At 36.3% G+C, this 21870-nt stretch carries 23 protein-coding genes and 2 tRNA genes; 5 read left to right on the top strand and 20 right to left on the bottom strand.

Annotation, left to right across the window (positions count from 1 at the left end):
* Positions 1-69: 69 nt before the first annotated feature.
* From IGJ02_RS05260 to IGJ02_RS05245, 4 genes are all read right to left on the bottom strand, one after another.
* Positions 70-756, bottom strand: a complete 687-nt coding sequence (locus IGJ02_RS05260) for a ComF family protein (RefSeq protein WP_430603510.1) — start codon at positions 754-756, stop codon at positions 70-72.
* A complete protein-coding gene (locus IGJ02_RS05255; RefSeq protein WP_430603509.1) occupies positions 746-2074 on the bottom strand; it encodes a DEAD/DEAH box helicase in 1329 nt (442 codons plus the stop codon). The genes IGJ02_RS05260 and IGJ02_RS05255 overlap by 11 nt, the downstream gene beginning before the upstream one ends.
* 224 nt (positions 2075-2298) lie before the next feature.
* Positions 2299-2622 carry a PTS sugar transporter subunit IIB gene (locus IGJ02_RS05250; protein ID WP_010760769.1) on the bottom strand — a complete coding sequence of 108 codons (324 nt, stop codon included), beginning with the start codon at positions 2620-2622 and terminating at the stop codon, positions 2299-2301.
* A 122-nt stretch (positions 2623-2744) separates the two neighbouring features.
* Positions 2745-3032 carry a DUF7662 domain-containing protein gene (locus IGJ02_RS05245; protein WP_010760768.1) on the bottom strand — a complete coding sequence of 96 codons (288 nt, stop codon included), beginning with the start codon at positions 3030-3032 and terminating at the stop codon, positions 2745-2747.
* 159 nt (positions 3033-3191) lie between these two features.
* Between IGJ02_RS05245 and IGJ02_RS05240 the strand changes: the two genes are divergently transcribed.
* From IGJ02_RS05240 to IGJ02_RS05225, 4 genes are all read left to right on the top strand, one after another.
* Positions 3192-3851 (top strand): YigZ family protein, encoded by a 660-nt coding sequence (locus IGJ02_RS05240; protein WP_430603508.1) that lies wholly within the window; start codon positions 3192-3194, stop codon positions 3849-3851.
* Positions 3841-4077: a DUF2829 domain-containing protein gene (locus tag IGJ02_RS05235; RefSeq protein ID WP_010760766.1), complete on the top strand. Its 237-nt coding sequence runs from the start codon at positions 3841-3843 to the stop codon at positions 4075-4077. Before IGJ02_RS05240 ends, IGJ02_RS05235 begins: the two co-directional genes overlap by 11 nt.
* A 78-nt stretch (positions 4078-4155) precedes the next feature.
* Complete coding sequence (locus tag IGJ02_RS05230) at positions 4156-4920, top strand: 3-oxoacyl-ACP reductase (RefSeq protein ID WP_430603507.1); 765 nt, start codon at positions 4156-4158, stop codon at positions 4918-4920.
* A gap of 158 nt (positions 4921-5078) precedes the next feature.
* Positions 5079-5585 (top strand): QueT transporter family protein, encoded by a 507-nt coding sequence (locus IGJ02_RS05225; RefSeq protein WP_430603506.1) that lies wholly within the window; start codon positions 5079-5081, stop codon positions 5583-5585.
* 68 nt (positions 5586-5653) lie between these two features.
* On the opposite strand, the gene IGJ02_RS05220 is transcribed toward IGJ02_RS05225, so the two are convergent.
* Entirely contained in the window at positions 5654-6361 is a 708-nt protein-coding gene (locus IGJ02_RS05220; RefSeq protein ID WP_010760763.1) for a GntR family transcriptional regulator, read from the bottom strand.
* A 352-nt stretch (positions 6362-6713) separates the two neighbouring features.
* Positions 6714-10961, bottom strand: coding sequence for an acyl-CoA dehydratase activase-related protein (locus tag IGJ02_RS05215; RefSeq protein ID WP_430603505.1), 4248 nt, complete (start codon positions 10959-10961; stop codon positions 6714-6716).
* Between the two features lie 192 nt (positions 10962-11153).
* Between IGJ02_RS05215 and IGJ02_RS05210 the strand changes: the two genes are divergently transcribed.
* Entirely contained in the window at positions 11154-11762 is a 609-nt protein-coding gene (locus IGJ02_RS05210; protein ID WP_010760761.1) for a TetR/AcrR family transcriptional regulator, read from the top strand.
* 71 nt (positions 11763-11833) lie between these two features.
* On the opposite strand, the gene IGJ02_RS05205 is transcribed toward IGJ02_RS05210, so the two are convergent.
* From IGJ02_RS05205 to IGJ02_RS05140, 14 genes are all read right to left on the bottom strand, one after another.
* Positions 11834-12019, bottom strand: coding sequence for a hypothetical protein (locus tag IGJ02_RS05205; protein ID WP_010760760.1), 186 nt, complete (start codon positions 12017-12019; stop codon positions 11834-11836).
* Positions 12020-12142: 123 nt separating this feature from the next.
* Positions 12143-12214, bottom strand: a tRNA-Gln gene (locus IGJ02_RS05200).
* Between the two features lie 10 nt (positions 12215-12224).
* A tRNA-Tyr gene (locus tag IGJ02_RS05195) sits at positions 12225-12305 on the bottom strand.
* A gap of 91 nt (positions 12306-12396) precedes the next feature.
* Entirely contained in the window at positions 12397-12630 is a 234-nt protein-coding gene (locus IGJ02_RS05190) for a DUF2969 domain-containing protein (RefSeq protein WP_010760759.1), read from the bottom strand.
* 140 nt (positions 12631-12770) lie between these two features.
* The gene (locus IGJ02_RS05185; protein WP_010760758.1) at positions 12771-13625 is read right to left on the bottom strand and encodes a hypothetical protein; all 855 of its coding nucleotides are present in this window, start codon (positions 13623-13625) and stop codon (positions 12771-12773) included.
* An 18-nt stretch (positions 13626-13643) separates the two neighbouring features.
* The gene (locus tag IGJ02_RS05180) at positions 13644-14414 is read right to left on the bottom strand and encodes a class D sortase (protein WP_010760757.1); all 771 of its coding nucleotides are present in this window, start codon (positions 14412-14414) and stop codon (positions 13644-13646) included.
* Position 14415: 1 nt separating this feature from the next.
* Positions 14416-14991, bottom strand: a complete 576-nt coding sequence (locus IGJ02_RS05175; RefSeq protein WP_010760756.1) for a hypothetical protein — start codon at positions 14989-14991, stop codon at positions 14416-14418.
* 237 nt (positions 14992-15228) lie between these two features.
* Positions 15229-15894: a CBS domain-containing protein gene (locus IGJ02_RS05170; protein ID WP_010760755.1), complete on the bottom strand. Its 666-nt coding sequence runs from the start codon at positions 15892-15894 to the stop codon at positions 15229-15231.
* A 4-nt stretch (positions 15895-15898) separates the two neighbouring features.
* Positions 15899-16600, bottom strand: coding sequence for an ABC transporter ATP-binding protein (locus IGJ02_RS05165; RefSeq protein ID WP_010760754.1), 702 nt, complete (start codon positions 16598-16600; stop codon positions 15899-15901).
* Positions 16600-17376, bottom strand: a complete 777-nt coding sequence (locus IGJ02_RS05160; RefSeq protein WP_010760753.1) for an ABC transporter ATP-binding protein — start codon at positions 17374-17376, stop codon at positions 16600-16602. The genes IGJ02_RS05165 and IGJ02_RS05160 overlap by 1 nt, the downstream gene beginning before the upstream one ends.
* Positions 17357-18325, bottom strand: a complete 969-nt coding sequence (locus tag IGJ02_RS05155; RefSeq protein ID WP_010760752.1) for a branched-chain amino acid ABC transporter permease — start codon at positions 18323-18325, stop codon at positions 17357-17359. The genes IGJ02_RS05160 and IGJ02_RS05155 overlap by 20 nt, the downstream gene beginning before the upstream one ends.
* 9 nt (positions 18326-18334) lie before the next feature.
* Complete coding sequence (locus IGJ02_RS05150) at positions 18335-19213, bottom strand: branched-chain amino acid ABC transporter permease (RefSeq protein ID WP_010760751.1); 879 nt, start codon at positions 19211-19213, stop codon at positions 18335-18337.
* 112 nt (positions 19214-19325) lie between these two features.
* Positions 19326-20492 carry an ABC transporter substrate-binding protein gene (locus IGJ02_RS05145; RefSeq protein WP_430603504.1) on the bottom strand — a complete coding sequence of 389 codons (1167 nt, stop codon included), beginning with the start codon at positions 20490-20492 and terminating at the stop codon, positions 19326-19328.
* Between the two features lie 490 nt (positions 20493-20982).
* On the bottom strand, positions 20983-21861 hold the full coding sequence (locus IGJ02_RS05140) for an ROK family protein (protein ID WP_430603503.1): 879 nt from the start codon (positions 21859-21861) through the stop codon (positions 20983-20985).
* Positions 21862-21870 lie beyond the last annotated feature (9 nt).

Here is a 21870-nt window from a genome sequence, read left to right as displayed (position 1 = left end):
TTCTATTATAACGAATTATATTACTTTTGCCAACCAAATTGCGGTCGATTTTTCATTTTAATTCTTCTGTTATCTCGCAATAGAAAACGTATACAGTTTTGAAGGGTTCATTTCCAAAATAACTTGTGCTGCATGAAAAATTGTCCGACCGGTTGTATAAATATCATCAACTAAAAGAATTTCTTTATTTGAGATTTTTTTTTGACCTTCTTTTGTCAGTAGGAAAGGTTGTTTTAACGCTAGTCGGTCTTTCCTTGTTTTTTGTACTTGTGATACACCATCTACGAAACGCTCGAGATAGGGCTGATAAGTGATCCCTGCTGCGTCCAAAAGACCTTCAACTTGATTAAAGCCTCTGACCTTCATTCGTTCATTTGAAATTGGCATTGGAATCACTATAACGTTCTTTTTATGCTTAAAATAGTCCTGTAAGAAATTCGCAAAACTATATCTAAGACGATAATTACCTTTGAATTTATATTCTTCAAACCATTCTTGCATTGCTTGATTGTAGAAAAAAAGTGCTTCATGGTGAAAATCATAATTTGGATAATGTCTCTGCCATTTCAAACAGTCTTCACAATACAGTTTATTCGTCTGTCGCTGACAACCATGACAACTATCCTTTTTCTCTAGCAACTGAAACGTTTTTACACAGTGTGAACACAATTGTTCGGAGACTATTTTTTTAGGCAAAAAGATTTCTTTAAGCGTTAAATTTCTATTGATCATTTGAGCGCAATAATTACATTTCATCAATTAATCCCCGTTCTATCCCTAAAGCATTCATCTTTTTGATTTGCTTAATTGCACCTTTCATAGCTTTTGAACATCCGTCGTGCAAAAACCAGACTTCGCCTGCTGTATATTCCTTTCTTCGATCCACTCTGCCAGCAATTTGAACAAGAGCGGATGTCCCAAACACAGCATGATTTGCTCCTAGAACTATTACAGACACACCATCAAATGTCACACCTCTTTCCAATATTGTAGAGGTTATAAGAATTCGATATTTTTTATTTCGCATCTTCATAACTTTCTCCAGCCGCTCTGGATCTTGTGAATGAACGCAAGCCAGTGGTACTTCTGGAAATTTCTTTTCAATAGTTTCCTTCAAATTTTCCATCAAAGAAATACTAGGGCAAAAAATCAGCACATCGTTTTTATTCCCCAGCGTACGAATTTTTTTTAGTAACGCTCTAGGAGCATTACCTTTCTTGATTTTCTTTTGCCATTGATTGCACCACTTTGTTCTTGGAACTGGCAAGGCTCTTCGATGATAACGAGCTGGTAAAATACTAGTCTGTAATTCATTTTTTGCAGTCTTTTTGGTTAACTCTTTTGTCGGTGTTGCGGTTAAATAAATCAGCGAGCTAGTTTTCTTGATTGCTTGTTTTACTGCGTATTGTAATAACGGATTATCAACAAAAGGAAAAGCATCTACTTCATCAATGATCAATACATCAAAAGCCTGAAAGAAACGTAATAATTGGTGTGTTGTACATACTAACAGTTTAGTATAGTGATACTGCTCTTCCATTTTTCCATGAAGAAGGATCATGGGTTCATCTGGAAAAACTGCTTGTATTCTGGGAAAAAGCTCTAAACAAACATCTACTCTTGGCGAAGCAATACCAACTCGATAACCGCATTCTAAAGAATGATGAATGGTTTTGAATAACATCTCAGTCTTTCCAGCGCCAGTAACGGCCCAAATCATTCGAGACTCATTTTCTTTTACAGAAGCTAATAAATCATTTGATACTGCTTGTTGTCCTTCAGTAAGCTTTCCTTCCCATGCAAAATTAACTGTTCTTTGAACAGGTATCGGTTCTGATAAATGATAAAATTTCTGACTAGTGTCTACTCTGCCTAATTGAATACATTCTGGACAAAAATAATGATTATTACATAATTGAACTATAGACTTATTCTGAATCTGACCACACCGTAGACATTGAATTGTTTTTTCATTTACTTCTTGCATCGTTGATAATTTTTGACCATGTTCCTCGACTAGTTCTATATCATCAACTTCTTTTTTTAAGATTTTTCTTCCCCATAATTCCTGCATTTTTCTCCTCCGTAATTAAACTACGCATTTTATCCTTACTATCTTTTTATTTTAAAAAAAAGTTTAAATACAAAACATTCCGCAAAAAAAAAACACGGCTAATTCACTTTTCAGCAAATCAGACGCATTTTTATTTGATATGAAGCATTATCTGGGCTTAGATAGCCTATTTCAAAAAAATAAGTGAACCAAAACTTAAAACACGTTTTGGTTCACTTGATTGATTAGTCATTTCCAATTAAATTTAGTGCTTGCTGTAACACTTTTTCTCCGTTCATCATGCCGTAATCTGCCATGTTGATCACTTCTAGCGGAATCCCTTTTGGTTCTAAACGTTTCTCAAAATCGCTTTTCATGAATCGAACTTGAGGACCTAATAATAACACGTCTACAGGTTTACTCTCTAAATTGTTATCTGCATCTGAGGCAGATACAGCAAAAATATCCGTATCTAATCCCTGTGCATCAGCTGCTTTTTGCATTTTCGTTACAAGTAAACTTGTACTCATTCCAGCAGAACATACAAGCATGATTGTTTTTTTAGCCATGAAAGCCATCTCCTTTTTTCTAATGATAACATAACATATTTTTAAATTCTCTTAATCTTAGTATAGTAAAATTTTGCTTTTTGTCAACGCTTCCTGCTTTTGGTCGTTTATGTTTCCCTATCTTAAAAAATCCAATTAGATTTTAATAGTTTATTAAAAACTATATACTCTTTTTCAATATTGACTTGTGCCACTTGGTAACCTGCATTAAGCCAACCATACGCGCCTTTTTCAGGATGTTTGTGGTCATTTGCCCACCAATCAATATCTGTACGTGCTGTTTTAGGAAGTCCTGAATGTGGAAAAAGTAACTCGTCAAATTGAGTAAACGTTAAAGTTACTTGTGAACCACCATTGGTTGTTAAATAATGGGTAACGCTATCATATTTCTTTTGACGCTCTTTTGCCAAATCATTCACTCCCTTGTCTTTACAGTAATTTTCCTTGTCATCATTATCTCATAAAAACTAGCATAAGCAAATGAAGGTCTCTTATCTTTTAAGAGAATGGTTGCGTCTTGTCTTTATTTTTTTTATACTTAAAGTATTATGTAGTAAAGGACTGAGCAAATGCTTGATAGTTATTTTACCATTCGCTCTGATGGAGAGAGCGAAATCGAAATAAAAAAGTCACGTTTTATCTGTTCGCTTAAACGAGTTTATTCAGAGGATGAAGCAAAAGAATTTATTGCTCAAAAGAAAAAGGAGCATTGGAAAGCCAGTCATAATTGTAGTGCTTTTATAATCGGTGAAAAAAGTGATATCCAACGTAGCAGCGATGATGGAGAACCAAGTGGAACAGCGGGTGTTCCCATGCTGGAAGTTTTAAAAAAGCAAGAATTGATCAACGTAGCGGCCGTCGTCACTCGCTATTTTGGCGGAACAAAACTTGGGGCTGGCGGCTTGATCAGAGCTTATAGTCATGCTGTTTCACATGCATTAAACACCATTGGACTAGTTGAAGGGAAATTGCAGCAGGAAATTCGTTTAACGATCAGTTATCCTAATTTGGGAAACGTTCAAAATTTTATAGAACATAATCCTTATACACTGCAAGACACGGTTTATGGAGAACAAGTTGACGTTATTTGCCTTGTAGATGAAATAAAATCCGAGCAATTTATGGCAGAAATCGTCGAACTATTAAATGGACAAGTTACATTTAAAGAAGGCGAATGTTCTTATCATGAAATACCCATCATAAAAAAGGAGCAATTAGATGACATTTGAAGAAGTATTACCTCATATTAAAAAAGGAGCCAAAGCTGTAAGAGAAGGTTGGGGAGGTTTTGAATTATATATTGAACTCAGAGATGAGCTTGGGCTATCTGACGGGACTTTTCTACAAGTTACCCCTTATTTTCTAATTAAAACATCTGATGAAGGATATAGCATGTTTTCACCAACACCGTGTGATGTCTTGGCTGAAGACTGGAAAATTGTCAGCATAGATTAGAAAAGTCATAATAAAGCTAGAACACTTGAACTAAGTTGTTCTAGCTTTTCTTATAGTATCAAGAAAAGAGGGGCAAGTATGAAATTTGATGAATACCAAGGAAAAACAATCTTTATAACTGGTGCTGCTTCTGGCATAGGGCAAGCTCAAGCAATCGCTTTTGTAAATCAAGGCGCCAATGTTTTAGGAATGGATCTTGATGAAACAGGATTGGCTGCGACTATCAAAAAAACAAGAGACTCTACTGGTAAATTCATAACGTTTACTGGAGATGTGACAAAAGAAAATGAAATTAATACAGCTGTTAAAAAAGCGAATGCGTTATTTGGACCTATCCATATTTTATTGAATACTGCTGGGATTTTAGATGATTACACCCCTACTTTGGACACAACAGAAGCCCTATGGGATCGGATTTTAGCAGTTAATCTGAAAGGAACATTCTTAGTTACCAATCAAGTCTTACCCCAAATGTTGACACAAAAACATGGTGTGATCATCAATATGGCATCAATTGCTGGATTGGTTGCTGGTGGCGGAGGTGCTGCTTATACAGCTTCTAAACATGCCATAATAGGCTACACTAAGCAATTGGATCACGACTATATAAGACAAGGTATCCGAGCAAATGCAATTGCGCCTGGTGCGATTCAAACACCTATGAACGCTGCTGATTTTGCTGGTGACGGAAAAATGGCGCAATGGGTCGCAAACGAAACACCCGCTGGACGTTGGGCAAAACCAGAAGAAGTTGCTTCTCTAACTCTTTTTCTGGCTAGCAAGCAGGCAGACTATATTCATGGAACTGTGATGACAATCGATGGCGGCTGGTTGGAAAAATAATAACCTAGTACTTTACAAGCAACACAATCTTCGTTATCATAAAAAACAGTGAAGCAATTCACACTATGACACTTCAGCTGGCAATCTTTTTTTCTGTCACTTCCTTTGGTCATAGTTATCACTAAAACAGAGAATCTGTTTTACAAAGGAGAATACAAATGAATGATCCAAACTCACAGACTAAAGCTTGGTCTGTTATTGCTTTAACAAAAATGGCCTTGATCACTGCACTCTATGTTGTTGTCACTATTTTTTTGGCCCCTTTTAGTTTCGGAGCTGTCCAACTCAGATTTTCAGAGTTATTTAATTATTTACCACTTTTCAATAAGCGTTACATCATTGCCGTAACTTTAGGGGTAGCTATCTCAAATTTTGCTTCACCATTAGGGTTAGTGGATGTCATCATCGGTAGCTTGTCGACATTTGCTGTCTTACTTTTATCCTATTATGTGACGAAAAGGCTAAAAAATCCGGTTAAAAAAATGATTGTCACAGCAATTATTTGTTCGCTATCGATGTTTACCGTTGCCGGACAATTAACTTTTTTTTATCATCTGCCGTTTTTCTACACATGGCTAACAGTTGCTATTGGTGAACTATTATCAATGGCCTTTGGCGGGATTTTTATATACTGGATCAATGAAAAAATAGATTTAACAAAATAAAAAAAGGGAATGAAAACAGACGGCTCTCCAATTATAGATGAGCTGAAAGTCTTCATTTCCTTTTTCGCTTATTTTTCTAAATAAAACTCAAAACGGTTTCCTACATATTGTGTTCTTACATATTCAAACGGTGTACCATTTTCAAAATAAGATATTTGACGTAAACGAAGAATAGCATCACCACGTTTGATTTTTAAATAATCCGCAATTTGTTCTGAGGCTAACATTGCTGAAATTGTTTGATTAGCATGTCCAATCTTATTGCCGCCTTTTTCTTCCAAAGTTTTATAGAAAGAACTGGTAATTTCTGTTTTACTATATTGATCGACTAATGAGTATGGCACACTAGCAACTTCAAAACAGATTGGTAAATCATCTGCAAACCGAACCCGCTCCATGCGTACGATTTGTTCATTTTCTTTTAGGTTTAATTTTTCCATTTCACTAGAACTTGGTTTGGCTACATAATAGGAAATAGTACGGCTGGAAGGTACTCGATTTTGGGAAAGCATGATATCTGTGAAGCTGGTTGTTCCTGTCATTTTTTCTTGAACTTTCTTGCGGGCAACATAGGTTCCCGAACCAATCTTACGCTCTAAAATCCCTTCATCAGCAAGTGTCTGAATGGCCTGCCTTAACGTCATCCGACTAACACTGAACTGAATGGCCAGCTCACGTTCTGACGGAAGCCTGTCTCCAATCTTCCAAACACCATGTTCAATGTCATCTTTAATTTTATCGTGTATTTGAATATAAACTGGTAAACTTGAGACCATCTTATTTCCTCCTTTTTATTCTTCTTCATTATAACTGGTATATACCTCATAAACAACCAAAAGTTCGAAAAGCTAGTGAAGAAAGCGTTCGTAAAAACAATTTGGTACGCTTAAAGCAAAATAAATGCTATTTGTAAGCATTGTCTTTATTGTATAACGAAACCTAAACAAAAAGAAAGAAAAATTCAAGAAAGTAGACTATTTTTCTAAACAATTATTTGCAAAAAAGGGTGTGGTACAAAAGTAAAAATCACTTTTGTTTCACACCCTAAATATGAATAAACGGTGGGAGCAGAAGCAACCCCCCTTCTTATTTCTCGGGGTTAAACACTCCTGTCCCAACCTCAACTATTTACGAATGGACTTTTTCTTCATCCATCATTTTATTGGCCGTTGCCATCATCAAACGAATCCGATTCAGCTGATTCACTAATGACACACCTGGATCATAATCGATTGGCGCAATATTAGCTTTAGGATATTGACGGCGAAGTTCTTTCGTCACACCTTTCCCTACAACATGGTTAGGTAAACAACCAAAAGGCTGCATACAAACGATATTATTGACATCCGACTTTAATAGCTCAATCATTTCTCCTGTTAAGAACCAACCTTCACCTGTATGATTTCCGATTGAAAGAATTTTTCCAGCATCTTCAGCTAAATCATGGATAGAGCTCAGTCCTTCAAATCGTTTAGAATTTCTCAATGCCTTGTCCATTGGTTTCTCAACATATTCAATGATTCGGATGGCAAATTGAGCGAGATTCTTACTTTGTTTAGACATCCCCATATTATCGTATTTCCAAATTTGGTTATACAAAGAGTAATTCATAAACCCAACTATATCCGGTACAACGGCTTCCGCTCCTTCGGCTTCAAGCAAACGAACAATATCATTATTCGCAGTTGGTGAGTATTTCACTAAGATTTCACCAACGATTCCAACTTTAGGTTTCTTAACTTCGTTCAATGGAATTTCATCAAATTCTTTGATGATTTTTTTCATATTTCGATTGAATAAGGTTAATGAACCATTGCGAACATTTTTCTCGATTTTTTTTAGCCATTTAGCGTGAAGGGCATCGATCATTCCGACTTCTGTTTCATAAGGTCGAGTGCGATAAACAACTCTCTCGAATAAATCTCCATATAAAAACGCTACAGCGACACGTTTCAACATTGGTAATGTAAATTTAAATCCTGGATTAGACTCAACCCCTTTATTTCCCATCGAAACTGAAACGACAGGAACTTGCGGGAATCCTGCATCGTTCAAGGCTTTCCTAAGTAACGGAATATAATTTGTTGCACGACAACCACCACCTGTTTGCGTCATCATCACGCTGACGTGATCTAAATCATATTCTCCACTTTCTAGCGCTTCAACTAATTGACCAATTGAAATGATGGCTGGATAACAGGCATCATTATTTACGTATTTCAGACCAACGTTTACAGCTTCTCGATCATCTGCTGGTAAACAAACGACATTATAGCCAGAAGCTTTTAAAGCCACATCTACTAAACCAGATTGATGAATTGGGCTTAACATCGGTAATAATAAGGTATGCGTCTTTTTCATTTCCTTGGTAAAGATAATTTTCTCCGGTTCTTCGTGCTGTAATTTTGGCTCAAAATTCATTTTTTCTCGCTCTCCAACAGCTGCTTTTAAAGAACGTAACCGAATACGGATCGCACCTAAATTCGAGCCTTCATCGATTTTCAAAACGGTATAAATTTTCCCGTATTGGTCCATGATTTCTTCGACTTGATCCGTTGTGACAGCATCCAAACCACAACCAAACGAATTCAGCTGAACCAACTCAAGATTCTTCGATTTCGCGACAACACGAGCCGCCGCATATAAACGAGAATGATACACCCATTGGTTCACAACACGTAAATTTCCGACATCACTTAAATGAGAAACACAATCTTCGGTCAATACATGGAATCCTTCTTGAGTGATCACATCTGCAATGCCATGATTGATTTCTGGATCCAAATGATAAGGACGGCCAGATAAAACGATGCCCTTTTCCCCTTTTTGATTCAGCATCACGAGTGTTTCTTCCCCTTTATTGCGGATATCTTCTTTGAACGCATCTAATTCTTCATACCCATGTCGTAATGCTTGAGCAACTTGTTCCGCTGTGATTCCTAAATCTGCAAATGTTTCGCTTAAAACTTTGGCAACCGATGCTTCATTAGCTAAATTGATATACGGATTACGATAATCGACTTTTCCATCACGAATGTCATCTACATTATTACGGATAACATCAGGGTAACTTTGTACAATGGGACAGTTAAAATGATTATCTGCTTCGGCTGATTCTTGGCGTTCAAAAACGACACCCGGGTAAAAGATCATCGGTATGTTTGAATCGATCAGTGCTTGAATATGACCATGAGAAATTTTTGCAGGATAACAAGCTGTATCACTTGGAATTGTTTCCATTCCTTGTTCGTACAGCGCTTTGTTTGATCGTGGTGACAACTCCACTCTAAAACCTAGATCAGTGAAAAACGTATGCCATAGTGGATAATTTTCATACATATTCAAAACTCGTGGGATTCCGATTCTGCCATGTACTGCATCTTTTTCTTTCAACGGACGATATTTAAATAGTTTACGGTATTTATAGTCAACCAAATTAACTCTGCGATCTTCTCTTTTCACCTTTATTCTAGCGCCGCGTTCACAACGATTTCCAGTCACAAATTGGCGTCCATCAGAAAAAATCGTAACAGTCATCATACAATTATTTTCACATAAACCACAATGGGTAAACTCTTTATCTGCAGTAAAAGTGTCCAGCTCTTCCAAACCGAGAATCGTTGTTTCCTGTCCTAATTCATAATTTTCTAACGCGATCAACGCAGCCCCATACGCGCCCATCAAGCCTGCAATAGAAGGACGGACGACTTCTCGTTCACTAATCATCTCAAAGGCACGCAAAACAGCTTCATTATAGAACGTTCCACCTTGGCAAACGATTTTTTTGCCTAATTCTTCTGGACGTCGCACTTTGATTACTTTATAAATCGCATTTTTGATTACAGAATAAGACAAGCCAGCAGAAATATCCCCTACTGATGCGCCTTCTTTTTGCACTTGTTTGACTTTTGAATTCATGAATACCGTACAACGAGAACCCAAATCAACCGGCGCTTTAGAGCTCAGTGCTTCGAGGGCAAAGTCTTTTACATCAAAATTCAATGATTTGGCGAACGTTTCAATGAACGAACCGCACCCTGAAGAACAAGCTTCATTCAATTGAATGGAAGATAATACACCGTCTTTGATGGTCATCGCCTTCATGTCTTGACCACCGATATCTAAAATGAAATCAACTCCTGGCTGAAAATGATCAGCAGCTTTGTAATGAGCCATAGTTTCGACTTCTCCAATATCGACTTTCAATGCATTTTTGATCAAATGTTCTCCATATCCAGTCACGGCAGCTTTTCCGATAAATACATCTTTTGGTAATTGTTGGTACAACTCTTTCAAAACACTCATTGTTGTTTCTAAGGGCTGCCCTTGATTGTTCCCGTAAAATGAAAATAATAGGTTGCCTTCTTCATCAATCAATGTAACTTTTGTCGTCGTAGATCCTGCATCGATCCCTAAGAAAGCAACACCATGATGGTCAGCTAACGCTTTTTCTTGTGCTTTAGCTTGATCATGACGTGTTCTAAACTCTTTTAATTCTACTTCATCTTGAAATAACGGCTCTAATGTATCGGTTGGTTTTAATTGTTCTTGATCACCTTTTGTCAAACGGTGGATCAAATCAGATAAGGTCGTTGGCCTTGCTCCTTCTGAGTAAATTGCCGCGCCCATCGCCACAAATAGTTGTGGATTTTCTGGAAAGATTACATCTTCTGGTTTCACATCTAAAGTTTCAATGAATCGTTTTCTAAGTTCAGACATAAAGAAAAGTGGACCACCTAAAAAGGCGATTTTTCCTTTGATCTTTCGACCAGCTGCGAGTCCTGCGATTGTTTGGTTGACCACTGCTTGAAAAATACTTGCTGAAATATCTTCTTTTGCGGCGCCTTCGTTGATCAAAGGCTGAACATCGGTCTTAGCAAAAACGCCACATCTTGATGCAATCGGATAAATTGTTTGATAATTTTTAGCCAGCTCATTAACTCCGTTAGCATCGGTTTTTAACAAAACCGCCATTTGATCGATAAAAGCACCCGTTCCACCAGCACAGCTCCCATTCATTCGCTGTTCTAATGCTCCTTCAAAAAAGGTGATCTTCGCATCTTCCCCACCTAATTCAATTGCTACGTCTGTTTCTGGAATGATCTCTTCTACTGTTTTTGTACAGGCAATTACCTCTTGAACAAAAGAAATAGTCAAGACATCTGCAAGTCCCATACCACCAGAACCTGTAATCGTCATTGTGATCGGTGTTTTTTCACCCAATTCAACCATTGCTTCATGTAAAACTTTTTCGGTTGCCGCTTTTACATCTGAGTAATGTCGTTCATATTTTGCAAATTTTGTATGATTTTCTTTATCAATAATTACTAATTTCACAGTTGTTGAACCAACGTCTATTCCTGCTCTTAATGTCATAATTTTTATCTCCTTAAATTCCATACCCTTTTATTTCACAACACTTTGTTGATTATCCTACAAGGTGTCTGATATAATACTTATGTATATTTTAGAAAGATTCTAATTTAATTGCAACTAGCAAAACACCCAAATTTGTGAGATAAGCAACAAACTTTCAAAAACTGTTGATTATTTCGAAAGGAATTTTTTATGTCAAAGAAAACCGACCTTCGGGTAATGCGAACACACAAAATGATTATTGAAGCTTTCTTTCACTTAGTAGATGAAAAAGGATACGACTGTATAACGATCCAAGACATTGCAGACGAAGCAATGATCAATCGAGCGACTTTCTATGCTCATTTCAAAGACAAACAAGACCTTTATGAACAAATTTTTGATTTTGCAATCAATGCCTTTACATCTGTTATCGACACAGAGCAGATTATTGTCAGCAATCGGATCAAAGTAAAACAGATTGAATTTTTACTGTCAAATATTTATATTAATATTCAAAAAAATAAAAATTTCTTTCTGACAATCATGGACGGTAGTTCAAACGAGTTGTTACGTAAGAAGTTAGCAGATATTGTTTATGAGAAATATGCAGATATCTTTTCTAAGCTAAAAATCACGGAGAATGATATTGAAGTGCCAATTGATTTTATCATCGAATATATGACTTCTATATTTATCGGGACACTTCATTGGTGGATCACAAGTGACACAGACATGTCTCCAAACCATTTAGCTAGGTTAGTTATTAAATTAGTTGGAAATGGCCATTTAACTGTTTTAGGGCTTGAAATCGATAAATAAATACCCATCTAAAGGAAAATAGCCTGAACCAACATTTTTATGTTGGTTCAGGCTATTATTAATTAAAAGATTTAGCGGTTCTTCGCACGCCATTTTTTTGTATGGGCAGTATCTCTAGTAGACACAATTTGGATGCCCTTTGCGTTGTCCTTATTTTTCTTTTTAGAAAAAAGATTTACTTTGACATCATATTTACCTTCACGTGCTAAGTCATAGACTTTTTCAGCCGTTTCAGTTATTTTCTCTTTGATATTCATTCCGTTCACTCCTCATACTTTTTCATTCACTTTATCACATATTCCGAAAAAAGAGAACAAAAGTTACTATCAAATTTTTTAACAAAAAAAGAACAACTCCATCTGAGTTGTTCTAATAAAAAACTGGGGTAGCTGGATTCGAACCAACGCATGACAGGATCAAAACCTGTTGCCTTACCGCTTGGCTATACCCCAAAGGTTAAAATGGAGGAAAGTGGATTCGAACCACTGAACCCTAAGGAACGGATTTACAGTCCGTCGCGTTTAGCCACTTCGCTATTCCTCCAAAAGGTTTTTAGTAACAAACCTGACTTAGTTATAATACAAAACTTTTGAACAAAATGCAAGCCTTTTTCGAAAAAAAGTTGTTATTTATTTTAGTCGTTTAAATTCCACTGACGAATAATGTATTCGATCGCTTCATCAAGCGTTTTCACAGTTGCTTCATTACGACCATCAATTACTACAGCAAACTTTTTTGTGTCTTGTGCTAAGACCTGACCGATTTCTTTTTTGCCGATTGTTAAGGTACTTACTGTAATTGTCTCACCATTTACTTTTTTTTCTGCTTCTTCTATTTTTACTTCTATATCTTTATTTTTCTTTGACATCTTCATCCCTCCAAACATCTATGTTATCACGTTACGTAAAAAAAAGAAAGTAGCGCAAAACATTTACGTTTTGTTCCACTTTGTCTTTTTTCTGAGTGAACAGACAATGCTACCTGACACTCATCAAATTTTAGTTGTATTTAAGCACTAAACAGCTGTTTTCTCTTAATCTCACTCAACACACCGAAAATAATACCGGATATGATGGACAAAACTCCAAGTATAATAAACAACCATAAAAAGCTCGATAAATAAGTCTGAATGAAATCATACATCGCTTTAGATTGAATCCCCAATCTTTTTAACGAGCCTTGGACTAAAATTACTGTAGGAGCTACAATCATCATCAAGCCGCTTCCTACCCAAATATATGCCCAATATCTCAATAAACGATGGAAATAGCCTCTTAACGAAGAGTATAAAGAGAAACTTAATAAGGCCCATAAAACACCACAAACTGCCATAAAAATGACCAATTTCGACTTATAGTTCATAACTTTTCGTCCGTAAGAAACTAAAAATGGCAATTCTATATAGCCTTTATAGATTTTCACAGCTTTGTCTGAAAGTCCCGTTATCGCAAGCTCTGATTCAGGAGTTGCTTGAATGGCTTTTTCATTCATATAATCTGTAATCGCTCCAGAAACAGAATCATGAATCTTTTTTTCATTAGAAATCGAATATTTTGTACCTGTATTGTACATCGCTTTAAAATACGCATCTACATCTGTCTTTACTAATTCTTTGCTGACTGCTTGATTCAAAACACCTTCTGGAATATTACTTCCCAAAGCACTATTTTCGATTTGTCGATTGATTTCTTCAGTTAATTCTGAATAATAATCTGCTTCAGCTGCTTGTTTTGCAATATAATTTTCACTAAAAAGTGTCAGTCTTAATGTCAATAAAATCAAAAAGGCAAATAAAAATACAGAGGATAAAAAGGCAATAAAAAAGCGAGAAAATACTTTCATTAAATGACCGCGTTTTTTCATCTGACTGATTCTCCTCCTTTATGACTTCTCATCAATGATTGGGCCAGATACATAATCTGCAGAAACGAAAACACGTTCTGGTGTTAGTCCAATCGCATCTAATGGATAACAAGTATAAAGGATCAATGATCTTTTTGAGCGGTCTCCTAATCTTGTCTGAATCGCCTGATCTTTATAGTCAGCAACTTTTACTTCTGTTACTTGATAAGTATAGTCACCATAGTGGGTATGAATATTGACTTCATCTCCGGGTTCTAAGTAATAAATTTTCCCAAAAGAGGGAAGATTATGCCCACCGATCAAAGTCGTACCAAGATCACCTGGAATCATACTGCCGAGGTATTGTCCTGCGCCTAAACGCAAAATTTCTTCACTATCTCCGTAATATAATGGTTCATTAATTTTAACTTTATCGATTACCACTTCACCAAATTGATCTCCTCCTACTGGATAGACCATATTCGAAGAAGCAATCTCGCCTTTTTCAGTCACTTCCGCCCCACCCACAACTGCTTGCTCTGACTCTTGATCAGTTCCATCACTTGCTTGTTCAACTGTTTTATTCGTTGTTTTATCTGATGAGGTTTGCTCTTTTTTTTGGTTTCTTTTTTCAAAGAGATTCGTCCCTTTTTGATCAAAAGACGGGGCATCATTTAGTGAAATCAATTCAACTGCTGAAGTAGCAAAATTAATGACAGGTGCACCAATTATGTAAATAATGAGATAGCCAAAAAACATAAAGAGAAGAGGCACGTAAATAAATGCCCCTACTCTTTTTAGTTGTTTCATATTATGCTAGTTTGTTCTTTCTGCTCACGAATACTGCACCTGCTGCAGCTACGATCAATGAACCAAAAGTAATTCCGCTTAATGCGTAATTTGATCCTGTATTTTTCACTGGAGTTCCAGTTTTGTAAACAGGCGCACCATTAGCATCTGTAATCGTCACTGCAGAGTAGCTTCCGCTACCAAAAGTGATTTTTACGCCAACAGCATTTCCAGCAGCAACTGCGTAATTTTGTACTTGAGAAATTACGTTAGCTGGCAATAATTTAATTGCACTTGCAAGTGAGTTAGCGCTTGAAGTATTAACAGATACACTTTCAACTAAACCACGTGCTGCTTGGATATTTTTTACAGCTTCATCTGCTTGAGCTTGTGTTAAATCAACACGTTTCAAGTGATTAGCTGCTGCGTTTGTTTCAGCCGCATCAAAATTAAATTTTTTGCCGCCGATTGTTGCGCCAGCATTCAATTCGTTAAGAATAGACTGCTCTGCTGTTGAAATAGCACCGTCAGCTGAAGCATTAGTTGCAAAGCTTACAGTTGCCACAATAGCAATGATAAATCCAATAACTTTTTTCATTTTTTCTCCTCCTATCTTAAAATATTTATAATCAATTACAGAAAATCTGTAATGGTTATACCAACAACAATAACCCCTATTGTTTTTAGGACATCATGAAAAGATATCAAAGAAACAAAATACTTTAATATCCCAACATTAGAAGATAAATTATTTACTTCACTATATAAAACTATCATATGCTTTAATAATAGTCAAACTCTTTTTCGGTAAAAAAAAATCCTCTATCTCTTGTTACTATTCGGTTTTTGTAATTTTTTTAGATATAAAGGTTGTTTCAAAAACATCATAATTCGCTTCTTTTAAAATTTTCTCAATTTGTTGGGTTTCACGACTTTCGATTTGAAGCTCAATAATTGTTTCCAGCTCTTTTCGGTTTACGACAACTGTTAAAATACTAAAATTATTATCAGCCAATAACTTGGTAATACTCGCTAAAATCCCCTTATGGTCTTCTGGAATACGGAGTTGCACTCTGGTTCCACCGTCATTGTAGCCAGTAATTTTTAAAAAAGCATCAAAAATGTCATTATTTGTTATAATTCCCACAAGTTTCTTATTTACATCAACAACAGGTAAAACACCAATATTATTTTGGCGCATTTTGAAAATACCATCTTCTAACGATGCTTCTGGCTTAATCGTTTGAACATCTTTTACCATTATATCTGCCACCGTTGTCTTGTTAAGTAAATAATTAACCTCATAAACACTTAAACTTGTGGCTTTTGATGGTAGTGCTGACTGAATCGTTCCTTCCGTGATCAATCCTATCACTTGCTCTTTCTTAACTACTGGTAAACGATGAATATTATTTTTTTTCATTAAATCTACAGCGTCAAAGATTTTCATTTCAGGTTGCGCGACGACTAAATTTCTTGTCATAAAATCACTTACACTCATGTTCTTAACCTCCTAAATATGCTTTTTTGACTTCTTCACTTTCTAACAATTCTTTTCCGGGTCCACTTAAAACAACTTCGCCTGTTTCTAAAACATACCCTCGATCTGCAATCGACAAGGCCATTTTGGCATTTTGTTCAATTAATAAAATTGTTGTTCCTTGCTTATTGATTTCTTGAATGATATTAAAGATTTCTTGAATGAAGATTGGTGCCAGTCCCATAGAAGGTTCGTCTAATAGTAGCAATTTGGGTTTGGACATAAGTGCTCTGCCCATCGCCAACATCTGTTGTTCTCCACCAGATAAGGTTGAAGCATCTTGATTTTTACGTTCTTTTAAAATTGGAAAACGATCAAATATCATATCGTAATCTTTTTTTAAATCGCTGTCTTTCCGTAAGAATGCGCCCATTTCTAGATTTTCCTGAACAGTCAAGCCAGCAAAAACATGGCGGCCTTCTGGTACTTGACATAGTCCTGCTGCCACGATTTTTTGCGGAACCATTTTGTGAATTGTTTGCCCTTCAAACGTAATAGTTCCATTAGATGGACGATTCAAACCAGAGATCGTTCTTAAAATCGTCGTTTTACCAGCGCCGTTCGCTCCGATAAGTGATACGATTTCTCCTTGTTCTACATTAAAACTTACGTCACGCACTGCTTGGATCACACCATAATGAACGGATAAATTTTCGATTGTCAGCATTATAGTTCACCTCCAAGATATGCTTCGATCACACGCGGATCGTTTTTGATTGCCTCTGGTTTTCCTTCAGCAATAATTCTACCGTATTCTAAAACATAAATTCTTTGACAGACATCCATAACTAAACTCATATCATGTTCAATCAAAACAATCGTAATTTGAAATTCTTTTTGTATTTTTCTGATTAACTGAGTTAAATCTGCTGTCTCTTGTGGATTCATACCTGCAGCTGGTTCATCTAAAAATAGAACTTTTGGTTGTGTCGCTAAAGCACGCACAATTTCTAAACGTCTTTGTTCTCCATATGGAAGGTTTTTGGCTAAAGTTTGAACTTTGCCTTCTAAGCCAAAAATCGCAAGAAGTTCGAATACTTTCTTCTCCATCTCATCTTCTTTTTTATAAAAACTTGGTAATCGTAAAATACTCGAAAGAATTCCTTCTTTATTTTTACTATTCATTGCAATCAAAACATTGTCCATCACGGTTAAATCTTTAAACAACCGAATATTTTGAAACGTTCTACTTAAACCCATGTCAGCAATTTTATAAGGTTTCATGCCGTTTAATACTTGTTCTTTTCCTAAAACATCTAGGGTCACTGTTCCTTCGCTTGGCTCATAAACACCTGTTAACAGATTAAATAAAGTTGTTTTGCCTGCTCCATTTGGACCAATTAAACCAATCAGTTCATTCGTTTCTAAAGAAAGATTAACATTTGAAACGGCAGCAAGTCCACCGAAATTTTTAGTTAAATTACTAACGTTCAATAGAGGCATTTGATTTGTCCTCCTTTTTCTTGACTATTTTTTTTACGGAAAATTCCCAGGTTCCAAGTAGTCCGCCTGGTTTGAAAATCATGATGATAATCAAAGCTAATGCATAGATGATCATTCTAAGTGCACCAGCGTCTTGCAAGAACATATTCAAAATTCCTAGCACAATAGCCGAAATGAAGGTTCCCGTAACACTGCCGATTCCACCGAATACCACAATAATTAAAATATCGATTGATTTCATAAAGCCAAAATCTTTTGGTGCAATCGTTTGAACATAGCTTGAGTAAATCGCACCAGCTACACTTGCTGTAACAGCACCGATGATAAAGGCTGCAACTTTATATTTTGTCGTATTGACACCCATTGACTCAGCAGCAATTTCATCTTCTCGAATCGCCATTGTCGCACGTCCTGGACCACTATGAATAAAATTGACAATGATCAATGTTACAATCACCACAAATCCAAAAACAAGCGACCAGTTGACCATCGGAGGGATACCAAAGATCCCTGCTGGACCATTCGTTACATCTTTCATATTAATAATAATAATCCGAATAATTTCAGAAATACCTAAAGTTGCAATTGCTAGATAATCCCCTTTTAATCTCAGAGTTGGAATACCAACAACTAATGCCACGATTCCAGATAAGATAATTCCTAGCAAAATACCACTGAAAAAACCACCCATCGTTGGGTACTTGACTGACATGATTGCCGCACTATAAGCACCTATCGCCATAAATCCTGCATGTCCTAAAGAAAATTGACCAGAAAAACCGATAATCAAATTCAAGCCTAACGCCAACATAATATTGATCCCGATCGTAATCAAGGTATATTCAGTGAACGGAGTAATCACACCTGTTACATATAATATGTAAATGAAAGCGTAAGCTAGTGCAGCAATTAAAAGCCAAACAACGTTATATTTTAAATTCTTTTTCATGCATACCACCTACACTTTCTCTTTGATATTCTTGCCGAGAATTCCAGCAGGACGAATCAATAAAATAATAATCAACAATGCATAAACCACTGCATCTTTATAATCTGAAAACCCTAATGCTATCGTGATTGTTTCTAACAAACCAATTACAAAACCACCAAGCGCTGCGCCAGGTATGATTCCAATCCCACCTAAAACTGCCGCAACAAATGATTTAAGACCTGGGACCACGCCCATCATTGGATCGATAGAATTATAATACAGACCAATCAACATACCTGCTGCAGCTGCTAGTGCTGATCCTAAAGCAAATGTAAATGAAATTGTACGATTGACATTGATTCCCATCAATTGTGCTGCATCTGCATCAACAGAAACCGCCCGCATCGCTTTCCCCATTTTTGTCTTCTTAACGATTAATTGCAAAGCTACCATCAATACTAAAGAAATTACTAAAATAAGTACTTGAATATTTGATATTTGAATAAACCCTAATTGATAATTTTTGAATTCAATTGCTTGTGGAAATGATTTTTTTTCAGGTCCTAACCAATAAATCATTCCGTTCTGTAGTAAAAATGAAACACCGATTGCTGTGATCAATGCTGCGATTCTTGTTGATTTTCTTAATGGTCGATATGCCAAAAATTCAATCACAACTCCAATCACGGCAGCTCCTACCATAGATAAAATCAAAGCTGGAAAAAAGCCTAAACTTAATTTGTTGATAAAAAAATACCCCATAAATCCACCCAACATATAAATTTCTCCATGAGCAAAGTTGATCAATTTGATAATTCCATAAACCATCGTATACCCTAAAGCTAATAGAGCATAAATACTGCCAAGAAAAAGCCCATTCACCAATTGTTGGATAACTACTTCCATGTTTATCACTTCCAATATTTTAGTATAATTGTTGTTTGATTAAAGAAAAGAAGGTGGACAAAACACGGAACCTTGTCTCACCCTCTTTAAGTTTCATATGAATAATTGTATTTTAAGGATTTACTGCATCCGCAGAAGTTTCTTTTCCTTCTGTCAAACCTAGTACTACAGCAGATTTTTCAGGATTGTGATCTTTATCCATCGTCATTTTTCCTGTTACGCCGACAAAATCTTTTAATGAAGCTAATCCTTCTGTGATCTCTTTTGAATCAGCAGAATCTTTATCTTCCATTGCTTGTTTCAACATGTAAACTGAATCGTAACCCAAAGCGTTGAAAGCAGATGGCTGTTTATCATATTTTTTCTTAAATGCTTCTACAAATGGTTTTACTTTATCTGTTGCAGGGGCTTTTTCTGAGAAATGACCTGTGTAATAAACGTCAGATACATTTTTTGCTCCAGCGATTTCAACTAATTTTTCATCACCGAATCCGTCAGCACCAAGAATTGGTTTGTCGATACCCATCTCGCGTGCTTGTTTGATGATCAAGCCAGCTTCTGCATAGTAACCTGGAATGTAGATTGCATCGTAATCCAGGTCTTTGATTTTCGTTAAAATAGCTTGGAAATCTTTGTCTCCCGCTGTAAAGGTTTCTTCTTTAGCGATTTTACCTTTAAATGTATCTTTAAATGATTTTGTCAGCCCAATTGCGTAATCACTTGAATTGTCACCAATGATCACAACATTTTTAGCTTTTAAGTTGTCTTGTGCGAAGTTCGCTAAGATGACTCCTTGGAAGGTATCTTGGAAACAAGCTCTGAAAATATACTCTTGCACTTTATCATTTACAACAGTGATGCTATCATCCGTACCAGAAGGTGTGATTACTGGAACTGCTGCTTTCGTCATATTCGGTATTGTCGCTTTTGTTGCACCTGATGTTGCAGGACCCACGACGGCAACAACTTTATCTTTTGCTGTCAGGTTAGCCGCAACTGAGGTCGCTTCACCATTTTCAGATTTGTTGTCTTTTTCGATCAATTCTAATTTTTTCCCTAACACGCCACCGGCTTCGTTGATTTCTTCAACCGCTAATGTGATTCCTTCTTTTTCAGCGTTCCCGTACGCCGAAACATCTCCAGAAAGTTCCATGTTCATGCCAATTTTGATCGTATCACCTTCAGCCTTATTTCCACCTCCGCTTGCGCCTCCGCCAGCTGTTGGACCGCATGCTGCTAGTAAAAATAGACTAGCAAATAAAAAGCTAAATTTTTTCATTTTGTTTCCCCCTTGATTTTAAAGCTTGATGTGTTGATTAGCTCTGACTGGAAAATAAGAAAAACAGAATGTGGTGCTTTTTGCCACAATCAGTTTTTATCCTTTTTCCAAAGAGCTAACACAAAAAGCTAGATGATTTTAAAGCTGATTGTGTTGGTCAGCTCTGACTGGAAAATAGGAAAAACAGAATGTGGTGCTTTTTGCCACAATCAGTTTTTATCTTTTTCCCGAAGAGCTAACACAAAAAGCTAGATGATTTTAAAGCTGAATAAATTCGTAAACCCAGATAATTTTCTTCGCATATATAATTATTAAAGAAGTATGTATACAAATATAATCAATAACGAAAGAAATGTCAATGAATTTTCAGAAAATTTCTATAATTCAAATTATTAAGATTCGTCCGTTACTTAGAATCCAAGATTTTACTCTCTCTTTTTCGTAAAAAAAACGTCTCCTTGCAGTCAGCAATTCGACGTTTTCGATTCGATTATTCTTTATTCTTTTGGATCGTGATAAAATTAGCGGCTGCTCCAATCAGATTGGCATCATTTTCGTATTTGCAGGTGACGATTTGTGGGATAAAATCATTTAATTCAAAATGCGCTAGTTTTTCTTTCATTCGACGATTGATTTCATCTAACAATCCTTCTTTAGCAGAAACACCGCCGCCCAAAACAATCATCTCTGGATCAAGTGAAAATTGAATGCTAAACAGACCTTGGGTTAAGTACTCATAAAATAGATTGACTTCTTCTTTGGCCAATTCATCCCCATTTTCCGCTAAACGAAAAACATCTTCTCCAGTAAAGGTTTCTTTCTCTACGCCTTTTCGTTCGCAATAACGCCACGCCATTTGTACCGCAGTTCCCAACTTACTAAAAGTTTCCCCTTCACTTAGGTACATCAAACCAAATTCGCCGCCATAAAGATGGGCACCTTTTGCGATTTGCCCATTATGAAAAATTGCCCCACCGATTCCAGTACCAACAACAACAAAAGCGACTTCTTTTTTCCCTTTTGCTGCTCCTTCATAAATTTCAGCCATCCCAGCACAATTTGCATCGTTTTCAATTGCAACAGGTAGGTTAAATAATTCTTCCAGTTCTTTAAAAATGTTAAAGCGGTGGATATACGGAATTGCTGAAATACCATTGATCATTTGTTTTTCAACATCCACCACACCTGGCGCACTGAATGCTACACCTTCAAACTCTTGCTCCATTCCTAGAAATACAGCTAATAAGGACGCTTTCATTTCTTCCCATGTTTTAGGAGTAGTGAATTTCCCTTTGTCGGTCATTTCTTGTCCGTTCCAAACCCCATATTTTACTGCTGAACCACCAAAATCAAATGCCAAAATCGCCATATTTGCTGC

Origin of the sequence: Enterococcus sp. DIV0724b (genome assembly GCF_050531475.1) — a bacterium.
In the GTDB taxonomy this organism is placed as follows: Bacteria; Bacillota; Bacilli; order Lactobacillales; family Enterococcaceae; genus Enterococcus_L; species Enterococcus_L haemoperoxidus.
The sequence above is the reverse complement of the archived record's forward strand: the minus strand, read 5'-3'. Positions and strand labels throughout refer to the sequence as shown.

What these genes read in the sequence shown, in the direction of transcription:
- IGJ02_RS05145 (WP_430603504.1), bottom strand. Translation starts at nt 20,492, where the DNA reads ATGAAAAAATTTAGCTTTTTATTTGCTAGTCTATTTTTACTAGCAGCA.
- IGJ02_RS05240 (WP_430603508.1), top strand. Translation starts at nt 3,192, where the DNA reads ATGCTTGATAGTTATTTTACCATTCGCTCTGATGGAGAGAGCGAAATC.
- IGJ02_RS05215 (WP_430603505.1), bottom strand. Translation starts at nt 10,961, where the DNA reads ATGACATTAAGAGCAGGAATAGACGTTGGTTCAACAACTGTGAAATTA.
- IGJ02_RS05155 (WP_010760752.1), bottom strand. Translation starts at nt 18,325, where the DNA reads ATGAAAAAGAATTTAAAATATAACGTTGTTTGGCTTTTAATTGCTGCA.
- IGJ02_RS05250 (WP_010760769.1), bottom strand. Translation starts at nt 2,622, where the DNA reads ATGGCTAAAAAAACAATCATGCTTGTATGTTCTGCTGGAATGAGTACA.
- IGJ02_RS05175 (WP_010760756.1), bottom strand. Translation starts at nt 14,991, where the DNA reads ATGAAAAAAGTTATTGGATTTATCATTGCTATTGTGGCAACTGTAAGC.
- IGJ02_RS05220 (WP_010760763.1), bottom strand. Translation starts at nt 6,361, where the DNA reads ATGGTCTCAAGTTTACCAGTTTATATTCAAATACACGATAAAATTAAA.
- IGJ02_RS05170 (WP_010760755.1), bottom strand. Translation starts at nt 15,894, where the DNA reads ATGAGTGTAAGTGATTTTATGACAAGAAATTTAGTCGTCGCGCAACCT.
- IGJ02_RS05210 (WP_010760761.1), top strand. Translation starts at nt 11,154, where the DNA reads ATGTCAAAGAAAACCGACCTTCGGGTAATGCGAACACACAAAATGATT.
- IGJ02_RS05230 (WP_430603507.1), top strand. Translation starts at nt 4,156, where the DNA reads ATGAAATTTGATGAATACCAAGGAAAAACAATCTTTATAACTGGTGCT.
- IGJ02_RS05225 (WP_430603506.1), top strand. Translation starts at nt 5,079, where the DNA reads ATGAATGATCCAAACTCACAGACTAAAGCTTGGTCTGTTATTGCTTTA.
- IGJ02_RS05205 (WP_010760760.1), bottom strand. Translation starts at nt 12,019, where the DNA reads ATGAATATCAAAGAGAAAATAACTGAAACGGCTGAAAAAGTCTATGAC.
- IGJ02_RS05140 (WP_430603503.1), bottom strand. Translation starts at nt 21,861, where the DNA reads ATGGCGATTTTGGCATTTGATTTTGGTGGTTCAGCAGTAAAATATGGG.
- IGJ02_RS05260 (WP_430603510.1), bottom strand. Translation starts at nt 756, where the DNA reads ATGAAATGTAATTATTGCGCTCAAATGATCAATAGAAATTTAACGCTT.
- IGJ02_RS05160 (WP_010760753.1), bottom strand. Translation starts at nt 17,376, where the DNA reads ATGCCTCTATTGAACGTTAGTAATTTAACTAAAAATTTCGGTGGACTT.
- IGJ02_RS05165 (WP_010760754.1), bottom strand. Translation starts at nt 16,600, where the DNA reads ATGCTGACAATCGAAAATTTATCCGTTCATTATGGTGTGATCCAAGCA.
- IGJ02_RS05185 (WP_010760758.1), bottom strand. Translation starts at nt 13,625, where the DNA reads ATGAAAAAACGCGGTCATTTAATGAAAGTATTTTCTCGCTTTTTTATT.
- IGJ02_RS05235 (WP_010760766.1), top strand. Translation starts at nt 3,841, where the DNA reads ATGACATTTGAAGAAGTATTACCTCATATTAAAAAAGGAGCCAAAGCT.
- IGJ02_RS05150 (WP_010760751.1), bottom strand. Translation starts at nt 19,213, where the DNA reads ATGGAAGTAGTTATCCAACAATTGGTGAATGGGCTTTTTCTTGGCAGT.
- IGJ02_RS05180 (WP_010760757.1), bottom strand. Translation starts at nt 14,414, where the DNA reads ATGAAACAACTAAAAAGAGTAGGGGCATTTATTTACGTGCCTCTTCTC.
- IGJ02_RS05255 (WP_430603509.1), bottom strand. Translation starts at nt 2,074, where the DNA reads ATGCAGGAATTATGGGGAAGAAAAATCTTAAAAAAAGAAGTTGATGAT.
- IGJ02_RS05190 (WP_010760759.1), bottom strand. Translation starts at nt 12,630, where the DNA reads ATGTCAAAGAAAAATAAAGATATAGAAGTAAAAATAGAAGAAGCAGAA.